The organism is Shewanella sp. 1311, assembly GCF_059338235.1.
On record NZ_CM181686.1, the window covers coordinates 243,607 to 263,856 of the forward strand.

Below are 20,250 nucleotides of genomic sequence, written 5' to 3' on the forward strand. Positions count from 1 at the left end.
TTAAAATCTCATCTTTTCAAATAAATTAATGCTTAAACGTCTCACATCATCTTCTGAATAATCTTGCTCGGCTATGGTGAGAACCAGGAATCCATCAACACGAATAAACACACCTTTTGTTGCTATTTCAAATTGTAAAATAAAATCTATAATGCCCTCCAAATTAACAACATGTACTAGCTGGAAAAAAGGAAAAATAGGCAGTAATAGATTATCTTGATAGTCTTTTAAAATAATGGCTTCATGCTTTTCGAGACGTTGCAAAAACTGCTCAATATAATCACGCGGTCTAGGTTTCATTTACTTTGGATAAACCAATACGAGTTCGTTAACACTCAAGTCTCGAATTTCATCGACACTCAAACTAGTTTCAAATAGTGTGCAAAACGTAGTCAAATGTAAGTTTTTAGGTAGTGAAACAAAACTCGACTGTAAATAATCTGGATCGATAACGAGTGGATCCATCTGTAATAAAGCAGCAATACTTATTTCACCCATGATTAGCTGACAAGTCATCAACAGAGGCAATTCCTGTTCATCCGCTCCAAGACAGGCAATAAATTCAATACCATACTGACTTAGTCCTTGTGTTATCACATATGCGATATAATCATGTTCAAGGTGTTTCAAGTCCAGGCCGAGCAATCTGCCCGCTTCTGCTAGAGGAACATATAACTCAGCCTCTATACCTAAGTGCCTTAAACTGAGTAATATAAAGTCTTGTGGCTGACTGCCTCTATATACAGCACCCATTTCAATTGCAATAGATTGATTGTTAAAACATTTTCCAGCCAACATATTGATTATTTGGTACATATCGGCACCCATCTGATCGCGAGGGGTAAACATCACTTTGTCGTGTTTCATAGCTTCCTTATCGATTCCTAGATAAAAGTGCTAATACGTCTCTACTCATCTTAAAATCTAATTCATCGATCCAATCACGTATTCCAGCGGGTGTTTGGCAAACAAACTCATAGAGCAGCTGATATGCGTCTTTCGATGTTATCGCCTCAAAATCCCCAGTTTGTACGAGTGTTAAAATAAATGTGATTTTATGAAATTGACTATCTAATATTCCTTCCACCACTATAGCCTTAACCGTCGCTTCAGAATAGTCTCGCAATATCGCAAACCATTCTATTACAGCTTGTTTATCGGCATATATTTCGACGTCCGATAATTGATTCCAACTCAGACGTTCTGATTTCGCAGTTAATAATTGGTATGGGTCGAGTTTCTTCCCCTGTAAATGACAATGAGCGATACGACTATGGCGTTTATTTACGGACATTTTCACTCGACTCTTGAATATAGTAACGTCGACATAACACTAACAATGACAGTAAACCATCTAGATTGTGCTCATAGGCGACAAGTTGTTGCAGCGTCTGCCCATTCGCTTCCATTTCACCCCCAGATGCTTGAAAGTCTGTAATATACTTTTTAAGCAATTTTCTTAATGTCAACGGGTATAAATGCTCACAATGCTCCGCCGCATGCAGTATCCAACGTTGGGCATCATTTAACGATTGAGCATCGAGCAAACTATCGGAAAAACCATGCCAATCGCGTAATGCCTTGAGTTGATAGCTATTGAGCTGCCGAGCAAATTGCCTTTGTTGATCAAAGGTTAACGGTTTACGTTTAACCCTAAATAGTCGAGGATACTTTTTAGTCTTCTTGTCGACTTGCTTGATATCTTTAACGCGACGCGGCTGACGATTTTCACGCGTCTGCTGAGTCCGAGTGATATCCGAGATTTTTTCGGTGCGTTGTGTTATTGCAAAATAAGCGGGTCTCAGCATAGTCAATCAGAGCGAGCTAGGCTCGCTCTGCTCCCTATTATCGGTTAGTCACTAAACTCGCTTTCGCTATTGACTCGAGAATCTCATTAAGCTTCACCGCTTCGGCGGTCAAGTCTTGAAGATATTGATCAAGCTGAGCGTCAAACTTTTCTTTCAAGTCTTTGCTCGCTTGTGTTTCCTCCTGCACTTTCACCTGCTCGGCATTTTGAATTTCATTCGCATTGCCCACCATACCATCGGCCATTCCCCCCATCTGAGTGACAGAGTTGTACTTGGCCGTGCGCTGTTGCTGCAGACTCGCAGTGTATTTATTCAGCTCTTTTGGCGTTAAATCAGAGACCTTGGGTGACTTATCGACGTTAGTGACTTTGCCAGACTCGAGATCCGTCGTTTTTAATAACTTTACGCCACCCGCATCAGCACCACCCGCATCGGACATTTTAGATAAGTGCTTATCCTTCAATGTCTTAGTCTGACCAATGCGTACCGTTGCCGCCGTTGTCATCCCCATATTCACCACAGATGAGGCTAAGGTAATACCGAAACGCATCTTGGCATCACCGCATTTGTCCTGCGCTAGCATAGTTGCCAGCGCCGAGGTCGCCATCGCCTCACCGATGCGATTCTTCATCACTTGGGCGCGAACCTGCTGCGATGACTCTATGATTTGCGATAAGAGTGCCAACAAGTCAGCCATGGAGACCGAGCCCTTATTGACCTCCTTCAATGAATTTTCGTAATTGCCCCATGACTTTTGATCTATTGGCTTAAAGTGATTCGTAGAAGAAGTCTCTTCAGCCATTGCCGTGGGTAACGACAGTGTACTCATTTGAATTGCCATAACTTAACTTCCTCTTACATATTGATTGAAATGATCTTGTCGTTGTATTCACGTTGATCACTATCGACTTTAAACAGTGATTCAAACGCATGACTGACGGCGCGCAATGCTTGATTTAACATGGTCAAGATTTGTTGGATACGTGTTTCCAGCTCTTCTTGATTGGCTTTCGCTATCTCAACATCTTTGGCGACATCGGCCGACTTGATCCCGTAACCACTACTCACGACAGACGTTACATTTGAGCTCACCGAACTTGCCTGCCCAATTATTGCGGCCAGTTTTTCACCACCCTCGGTAAAAGACTTTAGCTTCTCCTGTAATGGCTCAACGAACTTCATAATCTTATTGACCGTATTTTGAATTTTCGTAGATAAGGTACTGAATGATTTGAAGGTGTTGAGTGCATCAACCGCTTTATCAACCATAGTAGCGACTTTTGCAGCGCCACTGGCGGCCGCTTTACCCGCGCTCGCCATCAAATTCCCGGGATTAAAGCTGACGATCATGCCGATAATACCGATGGCGATCTCCAGTCCCATAGACACATAGCCGCGGACCTCTTCCGAAACACCAGCGGCTTCCATGATCTTATCGACAATTTTAGGCACCACGATCGCAGCAATCATGACGCCTATCATCACGGCGGCCATCACAGGGTTAAAGGGCGCCATAATAATAGCCGCTAGAAAACCGAATGCCATCGCAATCTTGCCCCAAATGCCTTGGCTCTTCTGGGCTTGTTTCTGCTCTTCAATTTGCGCCATACGCTCATTGAGTGCTTCAATTTGGGTATCTTTTTGGAGCTGGATCAGCGACTTTTTCGCTTCAGAGTTTTCTTTACCTGTGCCAGAAAACGCTTCTGCCGCCAGTTTCATACTCTCCTGCACCATACGCCAAAGCTGACTATCGGACACACCGATAGCGTTGCCTGGCAAAGGTTGCTTCGGCTTCGCCGATTCAGGTGCTTCAGCGCTCTGGCGCTGAACACTCTGGCTCTGTTCATCGACTGTACCTATCAAGCTCGGTGCAGCGATAGTGATCATGAATGTACTCATATTTATTTCCTTTCATGTGACGATACTGGGAATAGCTGCGAGCCAACTATCTTGTAGCAAGAGAGTGGCCCAGCTAGACTCTCGCGATGCGAGCGGCATGTCCCCAGTGTTACCATGCCCTTCTATTTTGTTGTCGCCATAAACACGACTTAGATATTACGGGCGACCGCTAACTGCTCATCACGGCAAATCTGCAACCAATATTTAAGGGTTTGCTGCAACATCTTGACTTGATCGCCAATACGGTTGATTTCCTTAATGTCTTCATCGGTTAGCTGTCTGGGTGAAAAATTGTTATACAGGTCAACTAAATATTGTGCCGCAATCGTTCCATCATAATCGAAGGCCTGAGTCACCCCTGGCGGTAACGGTATGTTATTAGCAGAAGAATCCTGCCAACCGGGACACTTAGCACTGAATAAGTACTCCATAGAGTCCATACTGGTTAGTTTGACAAGTAGTCGATCGACGTCGGCTTTACTGCCAGTGAGAATATTTTCAACCTCGTCGGCCGATACAGTTTGGTCGCCGTTTAACGCGCTCAGTAAGACTATTCGAGCCATAGGGCTAATATCGCTAAGACCGCCAGTGATCCAGCCGCCGCCATTGGCATCGTTATACACAGCCGAGGTGAAGCGACGCGATAACTCTGTGGGCGTCGTCGATGAGATATTACCGCCACTTAATGCAGTCATACCCTGATAAGCTAAGCTATTCTTTGGGATTTTTCCGCTTTGAATGGCGTTATTTATGGTATTCCAAACACTGTTAACCTTCGCCCCCAGCTGCTCAGGGGTGAAATCCCAGTTGGTGTGGCTACCACTACCGGTTTTTTCCAGTAAGAATCCCAGTTCTGTCAAAAATGCGGGATCTTCTAAACCGTACTCTTTGCTATTGCTCAATACATCGAGCAACACCAGTTGGAACATGTTTTCGTACTCTATACCACTGAGTCCTCCCTCGTTCATGGCCGTGAACATCTGCTGAATGGCGGCCTCGAACGCCGCGTTGCCACCATTGGTCCACTTATTGACTATGTCGAGTTCACGTCCATAGCCCTCAATACTCGAGGCCAGGGCCGAGGTGATTACCGCCTCAGCATTCTGTCCAGCCATTGCCATCACCACTTGCTTTTGCTGCGCCGCGACCATAAGCAATGGGGTGACATCGCCCGTTTTAGCATCGAATTTCGCCAGCGCACGGTCGGCAATCGCCAGCTTAGGTTCCATCGGTTCCGCCACGACCGGGGGCTGAGCGTTAGGCGAGGCATTGTCGGGGCCTGATGTCACGGGCCACTGGGACTGAAAAATAGAAATAGCATTGATACTCATATAAAAAGTCCTTATAGTGTTAAATATTACGGGCGACGGCTAATTGTTCATCACGGCAAATCTGCAACCAATACTTGAGAGTCTGCTGCAGCATCTTGACTTGATCGCCAATACGATTAATTTCTTTAATATCTTCATCAGTCAATGCGCGCGGCGGGAAATCAGAATAAATATCCTTAAAATATTTCGCGTCCAATCCAGTCCCGACCCAATCAATGACTTTATGGCCATTTTGATCGACTTCACGCCAACCTCCACCACTCGCTTGACCATCATTCTTAAACAGGAAATCCATGGCCGAGGTATAGGTCTCACCAGGGGTGTTATTGACAATAAAGGCATTCAACTCACCCGCTGGCGCCATTAAGAACATCTCTATCGTTTCCTGCTTCACATCAGGATACTTCTCCAGATACGCAGCCATCAGTGCCATGCGTAACATGGGAGACATGCCGGCATCACTCGGATAGCTTGGATCGCCAATAAAGCCCCCATTTTTATCGAAATTATTTTTATACTGTGCAACCAAGGAAGCGGGCGCACCTTGTGTATCTTTCATATATGTCAAAACTTCATGGCACAAGCTACCACTGGGAGCATTAGCTAACATAGCGTTAAAAATCGCCGTGCTACTCGCCGCAAATTGCGCCCCATCCCAGCCTTCATGGTATCCATGGGAACCGGAACCTGTGCTCTCTAAGTAGTGCAACATCTGATTAATCATGTTTTGATCTAGCCCTGGATAGTCCGCTGAGTGCGAGATGTAATCCATGATGGCTAATTGGAATAAGTCTTCAAGTTCACTCCCCGTAACACCGTCCTTAAGTAAGCCATCGAACATCACTTGCAAGGCACTCTCGAACATAGGCATGCCACCATTTGTCCATCCCTGAAGCAAAGTCAACTGCTTACCATATGTTTCTATGCTGCCCGCCAACGCTAATGCTATAGCGCTTTCCGGATTCTGACTGACCATAGAGAGGACTAACTGCTTTTGATGGGCAACAAAAACGGCCAGTGTCTGAGTAGGAACCTCATCGCGCTGAGTGAAAGGCAGTGTTTGGTCTAACTTAACCTCTTGCTGACCGGCTGATTTAATTAACCGATCAATCTCATTGAGATTTGCCTGACTTAATTCAGGCTGAGGTGAGTTATTTCTATCGACATTTATCGAGCCAGTTAACGCCCATGAATTCATCGCAATCATTTATAGAGTCTCCAATATGTGCCATTAACCACTAGGAAGGTAAATATGGGTGTAGTTGTAACTTAAGGTAGTGGTATCGCTTCAAATAAAAGTCATTTAAGTTATCTGTTTTCACTATGATTAACGTGACACAGGCCTCTGTATATTCCTTCAATTTATAATGGCACAAGGAGATATTAAGAATCGTTTCATCGAAATCATTCGTCGGAAATGTTTTTAAGATATTCAACACTTCCAGCGCCTTTTTAAACTGCCCTTTTTCCAAGAGTATCGCCGCTAAACAACCTGGACCTCGATGATCATAAGGATTCAAACCAATATAAGCCGAAAATATAATTTCAGCTTCCTTAAACTGGAAGTCACTATAAAACCTTACGCCTAACTCATAAATGGATTTTAACTGAGTTATTGTGATTTTCTGCGACTTACGCATAGCGGCAATATCTTGCTCAATCGCAGTACCGGTCAGCAGTTCAAAAAAGTCATCACAGGTTTCACCTAGCCGTAGCGCATTTTTTTTCATCTTTATTCAATCCAAGTTTGAAGCGTCATTTATCCCCGCCTAGTTTGAGGCTGAGAGTTTGATATAGAAAATTCGATACTTGTATCCTTGGCAACTTGGGTAATATACCCCGCCAGCCGTGCAGGGAATCGCACAACTAATGCAGATAGAGGCACTGATACGCCGAGTCTCATCGCCCATATTAAAGCATTACGCGGATTGTGCTCCGCCAACAATGCCAACCCTAAGTTTTGGGGACACATACTTGTCATGCCCTCCGGATCCAACTCAATCCCTAGAGTGTTAGACCAAAGATATTGCTTTTGATTAAGGCACTGCTGGCTCAGTAGCCAAGACCGATCACAGGCGTAATCTTTTCTTACTTGATACATAACAGCACTGCCCAATACTTGCACTAGCTTAGTAATTTTTGACCGTCTAGGTGTGAACCACATCTTTATCTCACTCTCAGTTAACGATGTGAGCACATTATATTCATCAACAGATAGTCGCCGATTGACCAGTAAATAATGCAAGTAAGTTTGATGCAGTTTTTTATACTTTTTCATTAGCCGTATTCTGAAAGAAATAACTAACCGTTAATGTGTCTAACTCTGAAACCAACCCTTTCAAGAAACGCTCAATATTAGATTTATTTTCAAGATCAATTTCATCAAAGCTGAAAATAATCACTGACACACGCTTATTTTTTTCACCCGTGACAACAACACTCGTCCGCAGTACATTGGGAATAACACTGATTTTGTTATATATCTCCCGGCTTTCGAGTAAGTTTCCTTTCACTATCTCTAACTTACTCAAGCTTGCAAATTTAGACTCTAGTAAGTCATTGAGGTCTTCTCGTTCAAAATAGAAATTGAATTTTGTTAACACCTCCCTAGCCTGCGCTAAATTATCTTCATCCACATAGACGAGATGCCGATCCTTATTCATCGATAGGGAAGCCGAAACTTGATATCGAGCGAGCAGCACAATTACCTTGTTAGCCGCATCAGCAGAATCGAAATTTGCCACTTCTACTCTGCCCCGCTCATTACATCCAAAGAGTACAAGAAACACAAACCAGTACAATTTTTTCATCACTGTGCCTTCATAACATCATTAATCGCAGTCGCAGATTTAGAGGCAATCTTAGTCACTATCTCCTGATGCATGCTGTAATGAAATACCGATTGCTGTAATGCTAACGTGTCCTGCAAAGTAATCGTTTTCCCATCATTTATCTTCTGTAAATTATCCATGATCTCTTGAAAACCTTCACCAATATTATTAAAGGCATCTTCGAATACGGATGGCTGAATTGCTTGCACATTTAAATCTATCATTTTTTTTAAAAGCTCCTTAAATCATTACGCGTTAGAATACTCAGTATTTAATCGCTATCATGGTTGAGAAGCAAATGAACAAACCGGAATCATAATGAAATTTCCGACAAATAATATTAATCATTATTTTCAATAACTTATGCAACTAGAATTGCATAGAATTTAATCAAAACTGACGCACGTTCATTCTATGTATTTAGGTTAAAACGCTTAACATGCTGGCAAGAGCACTTATGGCGATCTCTGTTGATGGTCTTAAAACTCTTTTCTAACAGAACTCGCTTTTATCCATTGAGACACCTCGCCAGTCTTTTTATCAAAATCCGCATCCAGACATCGAGCTTTCGAAATATAATCGCTACCACGACTAATACCTAACCCGTGATATCCAAATACGCGAGCTTCAGGAAAGAGCTTAGCGGCCTCTGTTTTTGCACTTTTAGCTAAAGGTTCGATCCCCCTTCTTCGTTGTACAATGTCATCCTGCTTATCAAAAGACGCTAATGTTTCTCTGTCAGCACTTTCACATGCCGTCATTTTTATTTTCACGCCGACTTTAGCCTTCAGTCTCAACAGACTATTGATATCGCCAATCACATCCGCTATTGATTTACTCCCACTATCGCACTTTACCGTCTCGTACAAATGTGGTCGACCGGCTTCACCATGGCCTATGACATAAATATTCTCAATACTCATATTCGATATGCTTTTTGGATCAACGACCTCGAGTCGATTAATAGATTGGTACTCTCCAAGCCTTTTTGTTTCTAATGGAAAAGCATCATGAACATTTTTAACGCCCAAAGATTTAATATAGGGACTAATTTTTTCCTCATAGGAAGCACCATCTTTTAAACGTCCCTGCAACTCTTTATCTTTGAATTCATTTATTGCAGATTTCAATTCCACTCGGTTTAACATAGAGCAAATTATAGGTAACGGCTCTTTTCCATTTAATACTCGAGCAGTATTAATACCCATGGCTTGAACAACCATGTCTTCATTATTAAAGGGGCTATAGATAACACCATTATACACATGACGAACAAGCGATATATTGGTTCTAAGATCACTTACCAAATTTTCAGAGTCTTGTCGTACCTGATTAGCTAATGGTGCAGAGGAAGCTTGATGCACAGATAATAATGGCATAGATACCTTATAATAGTTAAATTACCTAAATCATTATTATTCATCTGCATCAATCAACCACAGCAATACTATTCTTGAAATCTTATACAAATAACTGACTACACTTTGATATATGCGATCATATTATTGAAGAGCAGAAACTTATCAGCCAAAACTCGCTCTACATTAGCGACGTCAGCAGAAAACTCAGTCACCACGATCAATTTATCCTTCTTTATATTAAAAAATACTTCGTCATCTGACATCAGGCTTTCGATTATTTTAGGCGCTTTATTTTTGAGCATACGTTGATCACGTAAAGGTATCTCTATGAATGTCTGTAATGTTCTGTCATTAAGATAAACAAAAATTTCTTCCCCACCTTTTAACTCAATCGCAATAGGATCATCCCCCTCTATCCGAGACAGTAAATTAGCGGAAATGTTAAAGTTATCGACAAGTGTTTTATAAACAATTTCTCTGAGTTTTTTCATAATATCTTCCGTTTAAAGGTCAATAATGGGTAATGGGTGATACAACGCTTTAATGCTAGAGTTGCCTAAAGAGAAGGTGGAATTGATCATAAATCCCCCCCCCTACTTGTGTCAGTAAGACGATGAACACGACTAGTTTTGCCGCCATAGGTAAACCAGGGTCTTGCACACTGAATACCGTTTGAAGCAGGCCAACAATAACTCCTGTTACGACAAAACTGAGTGAGAAAATAATAATTGCATCCTTAAGTATATCTAAGCATGCCGCTGTAACATCAATGACGGTCATAATAAACCTCAAGAAAGTTAGTCACTTTATGATCCTCAAATTGGAATAGGTAATACTTATTACGGAAAAAAACACGATAGGTATTCAGCTGTACATAGTGAGTAAAATACTCAGGAGCGATTTGGTAATGCAGCATGGGCGAAGACAATACAGGCTGAACACTCGTGAGCATATGCCCAGCGGCAAGTTTGGCCCCGAAACCAAATAATTCCATACGAGTCTTTAATACTGCCGACACTTCTTGAGTTAGCACCACACTTGCCTGTGTGTCATTCTCCAGAGCTTCCGAATTTAAATGCACTAACACAGCTGTTTTTTCAACATGAGTATCTCCCCTCACCTCAACGGACCTGTTCGCACTCGGTTTTGGCTGCATTTTGGTTACAGGCGTAAGTGGAGTCAAAACAGGCTGAACTTTAGTCGCCTCGCTGGCAATGGGCTGGTTCGTATTCGACTCAAACTGTGCTTTGCATACGAGCTTACCTATGGACGGCTCCACAAGCTTGCTCGCCACCGTTGACTCTTTCGACACAGATTCTTTCTGCACTGGCACTTTCGACATAAGCACAGGGGCATCTAGCCCCACCGCGACGGATGAATTTTCTGACTTAGGTGGCGTCAAAACAGAATGAAGTCTAATGGCTTGGTTCGCTCTCGATTCAGACTCCACTTGATTCACGGACTGCCCCACTGACTTACTCACCAACGCGTGGCCTGCCACCGTTGACTTTTTCGACACAGATTCTTTCGATATAAGCACCGCGGCATTAGCCACGGGAACGTGCCCTAAGGCTTTACTCGGCTGATGTGACGTAAGTGGAGTCAAAACAGGCTGAACTTTAGTCGCCTCGCTGGCAATGGGCTGGTTCGTATTCGAGTCAGACTGTGCTTTGCATACGAGCTTACCTATGGACGGCTCCACAAGCTTGCTCGCCACCGTTGACTCTTTCGACACAGATTCTTTCTGCACTGGCACTTTCGACATAAGCACAGGGGCATCTAGCCCCACCGCGACGGATGAATTTTCTGACTTAGGTGGCGTCAAAACAGAATGAAGTCTAATGGCTTGGTTCGCTCTCGATTCAGACTCCACTTGATTCACGGACTGCCCCACTGACTTACTCACCAACGCGTGGCCTGCCACCGTTGACTTTTTCGACACAGATTCTTTCGATATAAGCACCGCGGCATTAGCCACGGGAACGTGCCCTAAGGCTTTACTCGGCTGATGTGGCGTAAGTGGAGTCAAAACAGGCTGAACTTTAGTCGCCTCGCTGGCAATGGGCTGGTTCGTATTCGAGTCAGACTGTGCTTTGCATACGAGCTTACCTATGGACGGCTCCACAAGCTTGCTCGCCACCGTTGACTCTTTCGACACAGATTCTTTCTGCACTGGCACTTTCGACATAAGCACAGGGGCATCTAGCCCCACCGCGACGGATGAATTTTCTGACTTAGGTGGCGTCAAAACAGAATGAAGTCTAATGGCTTGGTTCGCTCTCGATTCAGACTCCACTTGATTCACGGACTGCCCCACTGACTTACTCACCAACGCGTGGCCTGCCACCGTTGACTTTTTCGACACAGATTCTTTCGATATAAGCACCGCGGCATTAGCCACGGGAACGTGCCCTAAGGCTTTACTCGGCTGATGTGGCGTAAGTGGAGTCAAAACAGGCTGAACTTTAGTCGCCTCGCTGGCAATGGGCTGGTTCGTATTCGACTCAAACTGTGCTTTGCATACGAGCTTACCTATGGACGGCTCCACAAGCTTGCTCGCCACCGTTGACTCTTTCGACACAGATTCTTTCTGCACTGGCACTTTCGACATAAGCACAGGGGCATCTAGCCCCACCGCGACGGATGAATTTTCTGACTTAGGTGGCGTCAAAACAGAATGAAGTCTAATGGCTTGGTTCGCTCTCGATTCAGACTCCACTTGATTCACGGACAGCCCCACTGACTTACTCACCAACGCGTGGCCTGCCACCGTTGACTTTTTCGACACAGATTCTTTCGATATAAGCACCGCGGCATTAGCCACGGGAACGTGCCCTAAGGCTTTACTCGGCTGATGTGGCGTAAGTGGAGTCAAAACAGGCTGAACTTTAGTCGCCTCGCTGGCAATGGGCTGGTTCGTATTCGACTCAAACTGTGCTTTGCATACGAGCTTACCTATGGACGGCTCCACAAGCTTGCTCGCCACCGTTGACTCTTTCGACACAGATTCTTTCTGCACTGGCACTTTCGACATAAGCACAGGGGCATCTAGCCCCACCGCGACGGATGAATTTTCTGACTTAGGTGGCGTCAAAACAGAATGAAGTCTAATGGCTTGGTTCGCTCTCGATTCAGACTCCACTTGATTCACGGACTGCCCCACTGACTTACTCACCAACGCGTGGCCTGCCACCGTTGACTTTTTCGACACAGATTCTTTCGATATAAGCACCGCGGCATTAGCCACGGGAACGTGCCCTAAGGCTTTACTCGGCTGATGTGGCGTAAGTGGAGTCAAAACAGGCTGAACTTTAGTCGCCTCGCTGGCAATGGGCTGGTTCGTATTCGAGTCAGACTGTGCTTTGCATACGAGCTTACCTATGGACGGCTCCACAAGCTTGCTCGCCACCGTTGACTCTTTCGACACAGATTCTTTCTGCACTGGCACTTTCGACATAAGCACAGGGGCATCTAGCCCCACCGCGACGGATGAATTTTCTGACTTAGGTGGCGTCAAAACAGAATGAAGTCTAATGGCTTGGTTCGCTCTCGATTCAGACTCCACTTGATTCACGGACAGCCCCACTGACTTACTCACCAACGCGTGGCCTGCCACCGTTGACTTTTTCGACACAGATTCTTTCGATATAAGCACCGCGGCATTAGCCACGGGAACGTGCCCTAAGGCTTTACTCGGCTGATGTGGCGTAAGTGGAGTCAAAACAGGCTGAACTTTAGTCGCCTCGCTGGCAATGGGCTGGTTCGTATTCGACTCAAACTGTGCTTTGCATACGAGCTTACCTATGGACGGCTCCACAAGCTTGCTCGCCACCGTTGACTCTTTCGACACAGATTCTTTCTGCACTGGCACTTTCGACATAAGCACAGGGGCATCTAGCCCCACCGCGACGGATGAATTTTCTGACTTAGGTGGCGTCAAAACAGAATGAAGTCTAATGGCTTGGTTCGCTCTCGATTCAGACTCCACTTGATTCACGGACAGCCCCACTGACTTACTCACCAACGCGTGGCCTGCCACCGTTGACTTTTTCGACACAGATTCTTTCGATATAAGCACCGCGGCATTAGCCACGGGAACGTGCCCTAAGGCTTTACTCGGCTGATGTGGCGTAAGTGGAGTCAAAACAGGCTGAACTTTAGTCGCCTCGCTGGCAATGGGCTGGTTCGTATTCGACTCAAACTGTGCTTTGCATACGAGCTTACCTATGGACGGCTCCACAAGCTTGCTCGCCACCGTTGACTCTTTCGACACAGATTCTTTCTGCACTGGCACTTTCGACATAAGCACAGGGGCATCTAGCCCCACCGCGACGGATGAATTTTCTGACTTAGGTGGCGTCAAAACAGAATGAAGTCTAATGGCTTGGTTCGCTCTCGATTCAGACTCCACTTGATTCACGGACTGCCCCACTGACTTACTCACCAACGCGTGGCCTGCCACCGTTGACTTTTTCGACACAGATTCTTTCGATATAAGCACCGCGGCATTAGCCACGGGAACGTGCCCTAAGGCTTTACTCGGCTGATGTGGCGTAAGTGGAGTCAAAACAGGCTGAACTTTAGTCGCCTCGCTGGCAATGGGCTGGTTCGTATTCGAGTCAGACTGTGCTTTGCATACGAGCTTACCTATGGACGGCTCCACAAGCTTGCTCGCCACCGTTGACTCTTTCGACACAGATTCTTTCTGCACTGGCACTTTCGACATAAGCACAGGGGCATCTAGCCCCACCGCGACGGATGAATTTTCTGACTTAGGTGGCGTCAAAACAGAATGAAGTCTAATGGCTTGGTTCGCTCTCGATTCAGACTCCACTTGATTCACGGACTGCCCCACTGACTTACTCACCAACGCGTGGCCTGCCACCGTTGACTCTTTCGACACAGATTCTTTCGATATAAGCACCGCGGCATTAGCCACGGGAACGCGCCCTAAGGCATTATTCCGCTGAGTTGGCTGGTGTAACTTCGACGGAGTTAAACTCGATTGACGTTCCACCATTTCGGTTGGAGTATTCTCGTCTATACTCATTCCTGATTGGATTTTTCCCTGAGCCACAGACGCTGTGATGCTAAAAACCTTGATAATAGCGACCTTCTGACCCAACACTTGCATATCAGGGCCTTGAGAACTAGCTGCTTTAGTACCAGCAGTTTGAGTGCTAGAAACCTGAGTACTAGTTACCTGAGAATTAAGAACCTTAGTGTTCAACATGGGTCTTGCACTCGAAGAGGATTGTGGCTCACTTTGCATAGGACCATGCAGGCTTGCTTTACTCAAAAGTGAGTCACTGAGCTGAGACTTAGAGCCACTGCCGTTCACTGCCATAGACTGATTTACATTGGCTACTTTATTGGCACCTTGATAAAGTGGTACTTGGGCAGAGAGTGGAGCTATATTGTGCAGACCCCAAGCACTTCCCTCCTCAGATTCCACTTCATTATTTTCAACGGCCTCGTTTTCACCATCAAACATAGAAGCATCATGGGAAGAAACCTGACGTTCTGGCAGATTCAAAAGCTGTTCAAACTCACTTTCAACCTTGCTTGAATAGTGCTTTTGAGCGACTAAGGCAGGCCTGTCTATTTTTGTCATCTTGTCACTCATCTCTTAACTGCTCTTGGATCTCAGTTAGCGCATCTTTTCTTTTTTCTAACCTGAGTTTTTCAGCAATAACTTGGGCAATCTCAGCAGCCAATTCATTAGCATTTTGCTGGGCAACTGACGCATCAAAAAACAAAGATTCTATGCATGATTTCACACTTTCTCTGCGTAAAAACAACCGAGAAAGCCCATTAAACTCATCCTGAACGACCAGACTTTTAAGCTTTTGTTGCTCTTTAGCGATTAATTCCCATTTCTCATCTATCGCATCGAGCAAGTCTTGATGCCGTACATTTAACTTAGCTAATTTACGTTGTTGCTTACCGATCCTGATATTGACCACATCAATAAGCTGACCAAATTCCATCCATCGCTTGGAGGGTTTCTTCATACTCAACCCCATCGTATCCTTGCTTCAAAAATTCCATAATGTACGGATAGCGTTCAATCGCTTCGTCAGTGGCAAGGTCATTGCCTTTCTCATACTCCCCGACTCGAATTAACAGTTCGACATTAAAATAACGATAGACCATATCTTTGAATTTTTCAGAGAGACTAACGTAATGAGAATCCTGAACTTTATTCTGTAAGCGACTCTTACTCTTAAGGATATCTATCGCAGGATAACGTCCAGTAGAAGCTATCGTCGTTGAGTAAACTAAATGTCCATCAATCAGAGACTTAACCTCATGAGCGATCGGATCTTCATCGATTTCTTTTTCAATTAATACGGTAAAAATGCCCGTCACTGAACCGTGGATAGAGTTACCACAATTCTCAACCAGCCGTGACAGCGCCAGTGAGACCCCGATAGGGATCCCACCATCGATAGGCGTGCCATCTAACATCGCCTGAGCACGTGCAAAACGAGTCAATGAGTCGAAATAGAGCACCACTTTCTTGCCTTGAGCCATGTAGTGTCGAGCAATAGAGACAGCCACTAAACCCGACCTCACTTTCTCCAGCGGATTTGCCTCGGAAGTTGACACAATAGTGATCGATTTCTGAATCACTTCGGGACCAATCTCACCCTCAAGAAACTCAACCACCTCTCGAGCACGCTCGCCAATCATGGCAAAAATGACCACATCGGCGTCCATGTTATTCGCCATAATTGAAACCGTGGTGGTCTTCCCTGCTCCCGCAGGGGCAAATAAACCGAGACGTTGCCCCACCCCTATAGTGAATAAACCATCAATCACTTTAAGCTTAGTTGGAAAAACAGTATCAATCGGTGCACGAATATTAAGCGGTATCGGTTTCTCGATAATAGGTAAGTCATAATAGTCCCCCTCAGCGCCAAGATATTTATCACCGTATAATGACTCGCCATAACAATTAATGACCTTACCGATTAGAGCCGTCTCATTAAGTGGAAAACAAAACCGCCTTGGGGTAATTTCAACTTTACTGCCACGCTGAATTGATCCTGGTTGCAATAGCTTAATTTCCACTCTTTTACCGGTAATTTTCATCACCTCACCACGAATAGACTCATTGGCAACTGTGTTGATAAAACATTCCTGCCCGACAAAAGCATTCATATTGACATGACAAATCACTGTATCTTGATAAGATTCTTTAACCTTAAAAAAGTGTTTAAGCATAGCTAGATCACCTTGAACGACACCGAGACGTAACGTTTATATTTACGCTTAGTTTCTTTCTTATTCTTAAATAACTCACCTAGCCAAGGAATACTCGATAAAATAGGCACGCCACTCTCAACACTATCAGTTACCGTATTATCAAAGCCCCCGAGAATAACGGTCTGACCCGGTTCAATATATACTTCTGATGTTAAAGACTGGGAGTTCACTCTAGGCGCTTGAGATGTGCCGCCATCAGTATTGCTATTATCATCGAGCGACTCTTCTATATAACTGAATTTCGCCTGAACTTTACCCGATGGTAATAAACGTCCGGTCACATAGAGACTATTTTCTGCTTCTATTTTCTGGGTTGAAACCTCTTTATCAGAAATCAGCACCACAGTTGCGGTTTCCTTTTTCCCAAAGTGACCTTGTTGATTCTCTAATATTAATAGATTGGTTTCGTACACGCCCCTCACCATATTATTGTTATACAATGCCTGAAAATTTTTGAAGAAATCGACCGTATCAGTAAATGGAGGAACGATAATATCGTACAAACCTCGACTTCCATTCAGCCATGAGCTATTAACACCGAGTGCTTCGGTACGCTCTACCGATACATCATAAACGCGCAAGAAAAATAATAATTGTTGCCGCTGAACATCGATCAGCGTCGCAATACGTTTCGCTAATTGGATTTCCTCAGGAGTACCACGCACCAGTAATGCGTTACTTCCAGGTAGCACTTGCACTTTAGAAGTGAACTCATCTTCCTCGAGCTGTTGTTTATCATTTTGGTTAAGCTTAAGCTTGTAGGCGCGCTTAACCATTTCACCATCGCTAATATTTTCAAACTGACCAATCTTTTCAATCGCAGCTGAGATTAAAGACTGAGCTCCAGGAAAGGTAACATTGCCATCGTAAGAATTAATCTGCCGGTCAACTACGGATAAATAATTAAACTCAATCCGTGCCAACTCCAAATTATTACCATTCTCTAAAAACTGATTTTTATCTATCATATTTGCGTAGATAACAACATCATTGACAAACTTACGCGTCCCAGAAATAAAAACAGAATGCCCCTGGTTAACGAGTTCAACTTTCGTCGTATTATTAGTGCTAAACGTACTCTTTAGTTCTTCCAATAAACTGACAGGCAAAATATTTCTAGGTTTAAATGCATGATTTATATATGCTTGTCCAGAAGACACTGTGAGAGTGCCGCCATAAATATACCAATCAAAATCATACACATCCGATAACTGATCCAACAAATCGAGGCCCTCACCCGATAGATCTTGGGTAATGGACTGTTTTGCTATTTTTTCTTCTACATCATCTACTAACTTAACCTGCATATCTTTAGCTATGGCCGTCAAAGCGCCTTTCAAGTCGATATCAGACTGCTTGATGAACACCTTAGCCTGACAAGTAAACGCCGTACATAGGCAGAAAATGAGTAAGAGACTAGGCTTCATCGAGGATCTCCTTCAGACGTTCTTCACTCGCCTTCATTTGCTTAATGCCATCTCTGATAATGTTTTGCTCTAGCAACTTCATGAGAAACTCTTCAGCAGTGATATAATCAGCTTTTTTGAGATCGCTGAGCTTAATCTGACCATCGGCAATCTTTCCTGTTAACTGCATTTCACCAGCGACAGCTTTGAGCTCTGACTCAAACTCTAGCTCTGCTTTTTCAGACGTGCTTTTAATCTGCTGACTATTCAATGTGACATTCATAAAATTAACGTTACTCATACCCTGCCTTTTTCATTATTTGTTTGAACACATAAAACTGGTCCTGTAGAAGCCACAGGTTAAGAATAATAATTACGGTAATGGCTTTAATATCTGCAGTGGTACTCATAGATAGAGATGCTTTCTTGAAAAAAAGATCGACATACCCACAACAAATCGTTATACATAACAACAAGATAATGTATTTCCCTGTGACAATAGTCATCATTGTCAGGCTGTCTGTGATATAAAAATATAAGGTATCGAAACCGACATTCGCCCCTTGTTCAATATTCTCAGTAATCACAGCCAATAGAGGTCTAAATACCACGCCAGAATCCAAGGCATACATCAAGAACACCAAAGAACTTATCTTAGAGAGTGCTTCAGACTCATCGGTAAAACGTCTATCTTGTACCGACTGTTCGTTTAGCAACAAAAGCTGCTGTATAACGCTACCCACCATGCCACTGAGCCAATAAGGTACGGAGGCAAACATAGCAAAAATAACGACACTCACTACCCAGAAAGGTGTAGGTGCGGCTCCTAAGGGACTAACTTCGAGTAAAATAGCAAGCCCTATGGCAATAGCGAGTGCCGTTGAATTATCAAGATATAGTCGTGTTGGATTATAAATTTTTAAGAATAAAAATATGCCCGCAAATAACATCCAGTTAGGAAAGAGAAGCGTGTCCATATCACGGCAGCGCCCTAAATAAAATTGTCCAACTATCAGAGAAATAAAATACCGCGAGTTTTACAGGTGTCGATATTACCGTCGGTGATAACATGGTCATACCAACGCCACTTAGGATCACTGCTATTAAAAAATCGATACTCACAAATATCATGTATAGTTTTAAGCCAAACTCGAATCCTTGGTATAAGTCTAGAATCAAATTCCCAAGAAAATACTTCAAGGTATCATTACCCGAATCAAAATTCAGTGGAATATCTATTATCCCAGCTAACTCATTGGTTTTGCGCTCAGCCCTTGCCAAGAGCTCAGGAAAAAATTCAAATGCATTACTGACCAGATAATACATAGTAATATTTGCTGGTTTTTTATCTTCTAACTCAGGCGACAACTGCATTAGATCGGGTTCTACGCCGACATTGATCTGCTCAACAAAATAAGGCTTTATTCGCTCCAACCCAGGCTTTACATCCGGCCAAATACTATTGAGCGCCATCAATGCTGCCAGTAGATTCACTACGATTGTAGGCGGAATTTGTTGTGTGCCCACCGCATTCTTAATGATATTAAGCACTATGTTGTACTTAACATACCCTGAGAAACAGATGAAAAATACGGTAGACAACAAGATCAGAGTCAGGAGCAAAATTAAATTTGCTCCTGAAAACGCGTTATCCGGATTCAATAATTGCAACATCGATAGCACTCTCTATATACCGGTAACCCATTAAATCTTATTAAAGATCAGATATTTCTCGCCGCAGCAGAAATAGAATCTTTGATCGATTTTAATGTCGATGTTGATGTTTGTGCTGTAATACTCTGATCCGCCATCAGCTGTTGTAACGAGAGTGAGTCTGAAGCACTTAAAATAAGTGTGCCATTTGGGTCAGGTGTAAAAGCTCCATCTGCACCGACAGTCCCAGTATGATCAGTAATAAAATCGCTAACTCTGTCATCAGCATTGTTCACTAAACCACCAAACACACCACTAACATAACCTGTTGATAATTGAGACATCTAAATGTATTCCTATGTGTTAATTTCATAAATTTTATTGCAGAATGCCCATGTCAACCGCGACGTATCTGACTAATCGCTTACAAAAGCTGGCCATTGTCATTTTCGTTCTAGCATTTTGGGCAATGAAACCACTAGGGTAAGGGTAATTGCTGAGACTATCTCTGTTGTCGAGCAACTAAACATCTAGTGACAGCCAAAATAATAAGCATTAAAGCACGGGGGGGCTAGTGAAAACTTCTGATAAAAACGGAAAACAAGGAGAGCTAAGCTATTGCTCTATGGACTAAACATAATTTCGCTAGCTACTTAACAGTTATGATTGATATCACTTATTTACTACCG

The 20,250-nt window shown here is 43.7% G+C and carries 23 protein-coding genes; all 23 read right to left on the reverse strand.

Annotated features, from left to right (window positions below; genetic code table 11):
* Positions 1 to 300, reverse strand: coding sequence for a hypothetical protein (locus AC5YB3_RS01140; protein ID WP_494526365.1), 300 nt, complete (start codon positions 298 to 300; stop codon positions 1 to 3).
* The gene (locus AC5YB3_RS01145; protein WP_494526366.1) at positions 301 to 867 is read right to left on the reverse strand and encodes a hypothetical protein; all 567 of its coding nucleotides are present in this window, start codon (positions 865 to 867) and stop codon (positions 301 to 303) included.
* A 7-nt stretch (positions 868 to 874) separates the two neighbouring features.
* The gene (locus AC5YB3_RS01150) at positions 875 to 1,294 is read right to left on the reverse strand and encodes a hypothetical protein (protein WP_494526367.1); all 420 of its coding nucleotides are present in this window, start codon (positions 1,292 to 1,294) and stop codon (positions 875 to 877) included.
* A complete protein-coding gene (locus tag AC5YB3_RS01155; RefSeq protein WP_494526368.1) occupies positions 1,281 to 1,808 on the reverse strand; it encodes a hypothetical protein in 528 nt (175 codons plus the stop codon). The genes AC5YB3_RS01150 and AC5YB3_RS01155 overlap by 14 nt, the downstream gene beginning before the upstream one ends.
* A gap of 37 nt (positions 1,809 to 1,845) precedes the next feature.
* Complete coding sequence (locus AC5YB3_RS01160; RefSeq protein WP_494526369.1) at positions 1,846 to 2,649, reverse strand: type III secretion system protein; 804 nt, start codon at positions 2,647 to 2,649, stop codon at positions 1,846 to 1,848.
* 14 nt (positions 2,650 to 2,663) lie between these two features.
* On the reverse strand, positions 2,664 to 3,707 hold the full coding sequence (locus AC5YB3_RS01165) for a VspD (protein ID WP_494526370.1): 1,044 nt from the start codon (positions 3,705 to 3,707) through the stop codon (positions 2,664 to 2,666).
* Positions 3,708 to 3,856: 149 nt separating this feature from the next.
* Positions 3,857 to 5,038: a hypothetical protein gene (locus AC5YB3_RS01170; RefSeq protein WP_494526371.1), complete on the reverse strand. Its 1,182-nt coding sequence runs from the start codon at positions 5,036 to 5,038 to the stop codon at positions 3,857 to 3,859.
* A gap of 19 nt (positions 5,039 to 5,057) precedes the next feature.
* Entirely contained in the window at positions 5,058 to 6,245 is a 1,188-nt protein-coding gene (locus tag AC5YB3_RS01175; protein WP_494526372.1) for a hypothetical protein, read from the reverse strand.
* A gap of 31 nt (positions 6,246 to 6,276) precedes the next feature.
* On the reverse strand, positions 6,277 to 6,768 hold the full coding sequence (locus tag AC5YB3_RS01180) for a tetratricopeptide repeat protein (RefSeq protein ID WP_494526373.1): 492 nt from the start codon (positions 6,766 to 6,768) through the stop codon (positions 6,277 to 6,279).
* 29 nt (positions 6,769 to 6,797) lie between these two features.
* On the reverse strand, positions 6,798 to 7,316 hold the full coding sequence (locus AC5YB3_RS01185) for a regulator (protein WP_494526374.1): 519 nt from the start codon (positions 7,314 to 7,316) through the stop codon (positions 6,798 to 6,800).
* Positions 7,303 to 7,848 (reverse strand): type III secretion protein, encoded by a 546-nt coding sequence (locus tag AC5YB3_RS01190; RefSeq protein ID WP_494526375.1) that lies wholly within the window; start codon positions 7,846 to 7,848, stop codon positions 7,303 to 7,305. Before AC5YB3_RS01190 ends, AC5YB3_RS01185 begins: the two co-directional genes overlap by 14 nt.
* Positions 7,848 to 8,093, reverse strand: a complete 246-nt coding sequence (gene sctI / locus AC5YB3_RS01195; RefSeq protein WP_494526376.1) for a type III secretion system inner rod subunit SctI — start codon at positions 8,091 to 8,093, stop codon at positions 7,848 to 7,850. Before sctI ends, AC5YB3_RS01190 begins: the two co-directional genes overlap by 1 nt.
* Positions 8,094 to 8,348: 255 nt before the next feature.
* Positions 8,349 to 9,248, reverse strand: a complete 900-nt coding sequence (locus AC5YB3_RS01200) for a hypothetical protein (RefSeq protein ID WP_494526377.1) — start codon at positions 9,246 to 9,248, stop codon at positions 8,349 to 8,351.
* 98 nt (positions 9,249 to 9,346) lie between these two features.
* Positions 9,347 to 9,721 (reverse strand): hypothetical protein, encoded by a 375-nt coding sequence (locus tag AC5YB3_RS01205; protein WP_494526378.1) that lies wholly within the window; start codon positions 9,719 to 9,721, stop codon positions 9,347 to 9,349.
* 55 nt (positions 9,722 to 9,776) lie between these two features.
* Complete coding sequence (locus AC5YB3_RS01210) at positions 9,777 to 10,010, reverse strand: flagellar biosynthetic protein FliQ (protein WP_494526379.1); 234 nt, start codon at positions 10,008 to 10,010, stop codon at positions 9,777 to 9,779.
* Entirely contained in the window at positions 9,997 to 14,844 is a 4,848-nt protein-coding gene (locus AC5YB3_RS01215; RefSeq protein ID WP_494526380.1) for a hypothetical protein, read from the reverse strand. The genes AC5YB3_RS01210 and AC5YB3_RS01215 overlap by 14 nt, the downstream gene beginning before the upstream one ends.
* Positions 14,845 to 14,848: 4 nt before the next feature.
* Complete coding sequence (locus AC5YB3_RS01220; protein WP_494526381.1) at positions 14,849 to 15,220, reverse strand: hypothetical protein; 372 nt, start codon at positions 15,218 to 15,220, stop codon at positions 14,849 to 14,851.
* Positions 15,198 to 16,460 carry a type III secretion system ATPase VscN2 gene (vscN2, locus tag AC5YB3_RS01225; protein ID WP_494526382.1) on the reverse strand — a complete coding sequence of 421 codons (1,263 nt, stop codon included), beginning with the start codon at positions 16,458 to 16,460 and terminating at the stop codon, positions 15,198 to 15,200. Before vscN2 ends, AC5YB3_RS01220 begins: the two co-directional genes overlap by 23 nt.
* A gap of 2 nt (positions 16,461 to 16,462) precedes the next feature.
* Positions 16,463 to 17,929 (reverse strand): secretin GspD/PilQ domain-containing protein, encoded by a 1,467-nt coding sequence (locus tag AC5YB3_RS01230; protein ID WP_494526383.1) that lies wholly within the window; start codon positions 17,927 to 17,929, stop codon positions 16,463 to 16,465.
* On the reverse strand, positions 17,919 to 18,209 hold the full coding sequence (locus AC5YB3_RS01235; RefSeq protein ID WP_494526384.1) for a hypothetical protein: 291 nt from the start codon (positions 18,207 to 18,209) through the stop codon (positions 17,919 to 17,921). Before AC5YB3_RS01235 ends, AC5YB3_RS01230 begins: the two co-directional genes overlap by 11 nt.
* Positions 18,202 to 18,885 (reverse strand): type III secretion system apparatus protein VscT2, encoded by a 684-nt coding sequence (locus tag AC5YB3_RS01240; protein ID WP_494526385.1) that lies wholly within the window; start codon positions 18,883 to 18,885, stop codon positions 18,202 to 18,204. Before AC5YB3_RS01240 ends, AC5YB3_RS01235 begins: the two co-directional genes overlap by 8 nt.
* A 1-nt stretch (position 18,886) precedes the next feature.
* Positions 18,887 to 19,582 carry an EscR/YscR/HrcR family type III secretion system export apparatus protein gene (locus AC5YB3_RS01245; RefSeq protein ID WP_494526386.1) on the reverse strand — a complete coding sequence of 232 codons (696 nt, stop codon included), beginning with the start codon at positions 19,580 to 19,582 and terminating at the stop codon, positions 18,887 to 18,889.
* A gap of 47 nt (positions 19,583 to 19,629) precedes the next feature.
* On the reverse strand, positions 19,630 to 19,905 hold the full coding sequence (locus AC5YB3_RS01250) for a hypothetical protein (RefSeq protein WP_494526387.1): 276 nt from the start codon (positions 19,903 to 19,905) through the stop codon (positions 19,630 to 19,632).
* Positions 19,906 to 20,250 lie beyond the last annotated feature (345 nt).